The sequence below is a fragment of the Pseudomonas sp. UMAB-08 genome, from assembly GCF_900095225.1.
GTDB lineage: Bacteria > Pseudomonadota > Gammaproteobacteria > Pseudomonadales > Pseudomonadaceae > Aquipseudomonas.
Genome location: NZ_LT607418.1, coordinates 132,421 through 138,774 on the forward strand (window position 1 = coordinate 132,421; position 6,354 = coordinate 138,774).

Annotated in this window: 4 protein-coding genes and 2 pseudogenes; 2 read left to right on the plus strand and 4 right to left on the minus strand. The window is 52.5% G+C overall.

Going from position 1 to position 6,354, the window contains the following annotated elements:
- Positions 1 to 21 precede the first annotated feature (21 nt).
- Both K0F75_RS10455 and K0F75_RS25695 read right to left on the minus strand, forming a co-directional pair.
- Positions 22 to 1,005 (minus strand): annotated as a pseudogene (locus K0F75_RS10455) (LLM class oxidoreductase).
- Positions 1,006 to 1,076: 71 nt separating this feature from the next.
- Positions 1,077 to 1,235 (minus strand): annotated as a pseudogene (locus tag K0F75_RS25695) (alkene reductase); the annotation flags it as partial.
- Between the two features lie 523 nt (positions 1,236 to 1,758).
- On the opposite strand from K0F75_RS25695, the gene K0F75_RS10465 reads away from it, so the two are divergent.
- Together K0F75_RS10465 and K0F75_RS10470 are read left to right on the plus strand one after the other, a co-directional pair.
- A complete protein-coding gene (locus tag K0F75_RS10465; RefSeq protein ID WP_219061792.1) occupies positions 1,759 to 3,066 on the plus strand; it encodes an OprD family porin in 1,308 nt (435 codons plus the stop codon).
- 319 nt (positions 3,067 to 3,385) lie between these two features.
- A complete protein-coding gene (locus tag K0F75_RS10470; RefSeq protein ID WP_219061793.1) occupies positions 3,386 to 4,189 on the plus strand; it encodes a CmcJ/NvfI family oxidoreductase in 804 nt (267 codons plus the stop codon).
- A gap of 141 nt (positions 4,190 to 4,330) precedes the next feature.
- Here the strand turns inward: K0F75_RS10470 and K0F75_RS10475 are convergent, their stop codons facing one another.
- Positions 4,331 to 5,431: a low temperature requirement protein A gene (locus K0F75_RS10475; RefSeq protein ID WP_219061794.1), complete on the minus strand. Its 1,101-nt coding sequence runs from the start codon at positions 5,429 to 5,431 to the stop codon at positions 4,331 to 4,333.
- A gap of 374 nt (positions 5,432 to 5,805) precedes the next feature.
- On the minus strand, positions 5,806 to 6,354 hold a 549-nt coding region (locus K0F75_RS25700; protein WP_257604305.1), incomplete at its 5' end, for an MFS transporter.

The following is a 6,354-nucleotide window of genomic DNA, read 5'->3' on the forward strand; positions in this document are numbered from 1 at the left end:
GGCGTGGAGGCGGCCGGCGGATCAATTCGCTTCAGGACGCGGCTGTACTCCGAATTGCGGAACGATGTGAGTCCCCAGCTCCTCAATGACTTGCGCAGCAGGGCGCTTTCCGTATTTGAGATTCAGGATAACGTGGTCCACTCCGATTTCCTCAAGCGACTCCAGCAAAAACCGGAGTTGGTAGTGTCCAAGTTTGAACCCCAAATGAATGCGAGTGGGCGGCGTGGACGGGTTCTCATCGAGGTCGATGTAAAGCGACTGAGTGAAGGGCTTATAGACTGAACCACATTGCTTCATGACCTCCAGCCGCCAATCTTCCACGATCAGTCGCTGCATGTTCGGTGGGCGTGGATAGTTGATTCATCCGACGCTTTCGCGCGCGATCCAATCCAGTGACTGGCGGCTATTGCCGGTCACGAACATTGGAATGACTTGGGTTGTGGGTTTCGGAATGAGGTCTGCACCCTGCATCTCACCACCGCTCCAGCGAATGGGCTCAAAGCTGGTGCTGTGGGCTTGGCGAATCACTTCGTAGTGCTCTCGAAAGATGTCTCCGCGCCTTTCGGGATCGACGCCAAAAGCCGAAAACTCCACTGGGCGATCGCCGGAAGCTACACCCAGAATCAAGCGACCTGCGCTCAACTGATCGACGCTGGCTGATGCCTTGGCCGTGTGCAGAGGATGGTGTAACGGGATGGCAATGGATGCGGTGCCAAGCGCTATCTCCGACGTATGAGCGGCCATATAGCCCAGGTAAACCCAGGGGTCGAAGACTTGGCCGACATCACCGAAATTAGGGTCCCGAAGAGGCACATCGCGAAACCAGAGCGCGCAGAAGCCCAGCGCCTCTGCTCGTTTGGCCAATGCGACCTGGTTGAGCATGTTCGGCATGTCCCCATCGAAGGCCTCCAAAGGAAAGAACAATCCCAGGCTCAAATGACCCGGAGTGAAGGTTCGGCTGAACCCTCGATGCTCCTGATAAGGAATCGTGCTCGGCCGATACATACTCATCTTCCTCAATGGGAGAACGTGAACAGCGCCCCTGTTTCCAGAGGTGCTGCGGCATCGGTCGCCTGGGAACGACAGGTGGGGTAGTGGGTGCAATCTTTGCCCGTTGCGCCGTACATGCTGGTCGGGTCGACCGGAGTGAGGGGCCAGTTACTGGCGATACGCGCGGGCAGGTCCGGATTGGCATTGAGCGGACGGTCAAAATAAATCAGATCGTTCCAACCCGATACATCGCCTGAGCAAAAGCACGGGGACCATCCAACAAGCGTAGGCGGCATTGCGGGGAACCGCCATGTTCGTCGTCCGTCTCGGTACCTGTCGCAGATGATTACACCGCAGTCTGGGCCTTGGGCGTCGTGATCGGCGCGCCGCGGGTTGCTATTTAGGACAGTCGTCAGGTCAGCCCGCTGAGCCTTTAGATACTCGGGCGACAATTGTGTCCGGCCCCAGTCCTGAAATTCGGACGATAAGATAAATTTTCAGACCCCAACGCAGAACTCCATTTCCCCAGGCAAGGCACTCCCTGCGCCTTTCTCACACAATCGGCTCTAACGCTATCGCGCTGCATAACAGAAACAGGTGCGATGAGCGACTTTGGAACTTGCATTAACAATATTAACTTGATGCAGGAGGGGCTAGGTATCGTCGATTTCTCGTGTTTAGCATGATGTTACGAATAATAAAAACGCGCACCTGGAAAATTTTGCGTTGCTTCTATTACTTCAAAATAACAAATGGAGCGCTATATAAATGAGTGGAAAAACAATAACTGCAAGTTCGGTATTTCTTAGTATCACCCTGAGTGCCCAGGTGCATGCTGACTTCCTGAGTGATAGCAAAGCCACCTTGGGAATGAGAAACTTCTACTTCAATAACGACAACCGCGATGGCGTTGCCGCACCTTCCAAAACCGAAGAATGGGCGCAGGGTTTCATGCTGGACTTCAAATCGGGCTATACCGATGGAATGGTTGGCTTTGGTGTCAATGGCCTGGGGTTGCTGGGGGTTAACCTAGACAGCGGCAAAGGACGGCATGTCGGTAGCAGCATGATGCCTTCTGACAGTGACAACCGTGCCGTCGACGAGTGGAGCCGGCTGGGGCTGACCGTAAAAGTCAAAATGTCGAAAACTGAACTTCGCTACGGCACTTTGATTCCCAAACTCCCAATTCTGGTCGCCAACGATGGGCGCGTGCTTCCACAAACCTTCGAGGGCGGTCAAATCACCTCGAGCGAGTTCAAGGGGCTGACCTTGACTGGAGGTCGGATCGAACATGCAACAGGACGTGGTTCGAGCGATCAGACGGGGTTGGCCGTTGCCGGTGGTACGCGGGAAAGCAATCAGTTTGACTTCGCCGGGGGCGATTGGAACATCACCAAGGATCTGACAACTCAGTATTACTACGCCAGCCTTGATAACTACTATACGCAGCATTTTTTGGGATTAATTCACACCCTTGCCCTCTCCGACAATCAGTCCCTCAAAACCGACCTGCGCTACTTCAAAACTGACTCGTCTGGTGCCAATAGCTCCGGTACGTCAGGCTACAGAATTAGTGGCTACACCAAAGACGGTAGTGGAGAGATCGACAACCGCACCTGGAGTGCCGCGTTGATTTATACACTGGGTGGCCACGCGATTACTGCGGGGTACCAAAGTGTGTCGGATGGCAGCAACTTCACTCAACTCAGTCAGGGTAGCCTGACAGACAAGGGCGCCGGTGGAGCAAGCCTGTACCTGTATACAGACCGCCTTATCCAAACTTTCACCCGCGCAGGCGAGCGCACAGCTTTCGGTCAGTATGCTTACGACTTCGCCGCTCTGGGTGTCCCTGGCCTGAAAGGCTCTGTCATGTACCTCTCCGGTGATAATATTAAAACTACGTCAGGCAACAACCAAAAGGAATGGGAAAGAGACATTAGTCTGGACTACGTCCTTCAATCCGGAGCGCTCAAAGGCGTCGGGTTCGGCTGGCGTAACGGCAAATCCAACAGCGAAGCATCTCGTAACGTAGATCAGAATCGTGTTTTTGTGAGTTATAGCATTCCGCTTCTCTAGATAGTGGTGCGGGAAGTTTGATTCAACCAACGTCCGAACCCGTCATAGTAGACAAACGATTGTAAAGGGCGGGCCGGGATATCGGATGCTCATGATCGGCGCAGACCCGGAGTGCGACGCGCCAGTCATGGTCAAGCTGGTCGTCGATGCCGAGGTAACAGTGGTCCTTTTTTACCAGTCGGGTGCCATGCACCTCGGGCTAAATTTGATAGTGTCCATTCGAAGGCATACGATTGAGCGGGAAGGTGTCTAGGTACAAGTTATAGATCCGCCATGGTGACACCACGCCTGAAGCGGTCAGCAGACTGGGAGGTGTTACTTGAAGCTCACAACTGATACGCCCGCTAGCGTCATCACGACACTTACCTACCTGGTCAAGCACGATGCGAAGCCCTATGTGCATACCGAGGCTCTGACCGGTAACAGTGAACCGCACTACTTTGCTGAGCAGGAGGAGCGCGAGGTCACGATACACAACGGTCGTCCGTTGGCAGACAGCCTTTCTCTGGACAAGCAGGGGTTTGAACTCCATCGGCGGGATACGGTGGTCGACGATCTCTACGACGATACCTCAGTGGAAAGCATCTACTATGACGAGGTCAAGGCCTTGATCAAGGAGTTGACGGGCGCGAGCCGGGTCGTCATCTTCGACCACACCAAGCGCAGCGACGCCGAGCGGCGGGATATTCGCGGTCCAGCCAGCCGTGTGCATAATGACTACACCGACCGCTCGGGGCCTGAGCGTATTCGCGACGTGCTGGGTCAGGATCAGGCCGGCGCACAGGTGTCGGTGGCCCAGATTAACCTCTGGCGCCCGATGAGCGGGCCCGTCAAGCGCTCACCGCTGGCCGTGCTGGACGCCTCGACGCTCGACTCCAATGACCTGCTGGCCACCGACTTGGTCATCGGTGAGATCTACCACCTGGCCTACAATCCGCAACAGCGCTGGTACTATTTTCCGGACATGCGCCGTGACGAAGTCTTGCTGATCAAGGGGTATGACTCACGTCACGACGGCCGTGCCCGCTTCACGCCCCATACCGCCTTCAAAGATCCCAACACGCCGCCGGGAGCCCCGCCGCGCGAGAGTATCGAAGTTCGCACCCTGGCCTTCTTTGATTAGGTTTTTGCCGCTTGGCGCGGGCCCCACGCCGCGCGGTGTTTGCCCCCATGCTTTCCAGGCGACCACCCGCTTTGGTTGGTAGGGATGTGTTGATGTGCGCGGATAGCTGATCCACCCGTGATATGGCCTAACTTTAAAGATTCAACGATACCTGAAGTTTAGTAAAACATAACAGATCATGATTGCTGTCAGGCCGACCAATATGTACTCAATACGGGATAGGAATATAACCAACCCACCTAGAGAAAACACGATCAAGGTGTTTTGTAGTATGTATTTCCTTATTTTAGGTACCGCTATGAAGTAGCCATATTGCTTGCCTAAGAAAAATAAGGCCATGCCGATGATTGACGTAATCTGGAAATCGCACATCGCAATGTCATTCAAGATCGCATGCCTGATCAAATTTGCGAGAAGTGCTAGCCCCATAAATAGAAAAAGGTGCGAGTAGATTAAGGAGTGTCCACTCATACTACTTTCATTTTTGCTCAGTAGGTAAAAGCTATCAAAATAGATCCACCAGATACTGCAAATCATGATAAATCCGGTGATTGCCGCCATCACATTATAACGATCCCATTGAATGTCAGATAACCCTCCAGAAAGGCTAATTACCGACTCGCCCAATAAGATGAGGGTGAGTAAACCTAGTCGTTCAACCAAGTGTTCTGTATGTGCGGGCAATGGCTTTAGCTTACCCCAAGAAAATAAAGGGAGCAGAATGTCAAGAAAAATCCCAATGTAAGCGACAAGGTAACGCATAGGTGGGTCAAAAAGAATGGATGAAAGACTAACAACTGCGCTAACTAACAGGGCGAAGCCAAGCCTGGAGGAGAATTCGCTACGGTGATCGAATTTATTTATGGACGAAATGTACATAATACTGATGATGGCACGTATACCAAAATAGCAGGCAATAACAAGCGCATAGTTTACTTCCAATTCTTCCCCAATCCGTGCAGACAGCACAATGAGCAGCAACATTAAAAATAATGTTGCCAAGCGGTGAAGGTTACTGTCTGTATCAAACCTATTTGAGTAAATCGTGTGGCTGGACCAGATCCACCATAATGGAACAAAAAGCAGTAAAAATGTCCATAATTGCTCCTGTTCAAAATGGCCGTGATGAAGATGTCCGAGAGTATGCGTAACCTTGCCAATTGCAACAACAAAAATCAGGTCAAAAAACAACTCTAACCATGTGGCGTGTCGATTTTTTTCATAATACTTCAAAGATTTCATTCGCTGCTGGCTCCGTGTGCACCTCTTTAATGTAGAAGGAAAATAACGGATAAGCGAACGGGTGGACGGGTATAGGCGTCAACCTTGGGGGGCGGTCGCAAAAACTGAGTGCAACACCTGACCTAGTCCACCACCACTATTGGCGCTGATGCGATTTTGACCCAGGCTGCTGATTTTTACTGACCTATATGCGGCCTCCGAAATCCCGCAAAGACATCGTTTGCTGAGTATTCGGATGGGTCAATGAATTCCGGCAGCCTAGGTCAAAATCGCATCAGCGCCAGCACAATCGGCGAAGAACGAAGGCCAGGACGTGTCACTTGGTATTCAAAACGTCTTTAGGCAGGGAAGTTTTGTTCGTTCAATGCGTTTTGCTAGTCAGCGGCTTGAACCAAATCAGCCACTGACCTATTACGTTGTCGATACAAGACCATCGTTGCCGAGAACCCGCACAACGCTGCGAACATCAACCAATATGCCGGAGACGCCTTGTCCCCGGTTGACTGCACCAGAAAGGTCGATATCGCCGGGGTAAACCCACCAAAAATTGCGGTCGCCAGGCTGAAGGCCAAAGAGAAACCCACCACCCGTACATTCTGTGGCATGACTTCGGTCAACGCCGCGACCATTGCACCGTTGTACATGCCGAAGAAGAACGAAAAGTACAGCAAAACCACCAACAATCGCTCAAAACTGGGGGCCTCAGCAAGCCAATGCATGGCCGGATACGCTGTGAAAATACACAGCAGCGAGATCGCCAATAGCAGTGGACGACGGCCGATTCGATCTGAAATCGCACCGCCGATGGGCAACCAAATGAAATTGGTGAGGCCCACAAACAACGTCACCACCAGGCTATCAGTGGTGCTCAAGTGCAGCACCGTTCTTCCGAACGTTGGGGTGTATACGGTGATCAGGTAGAA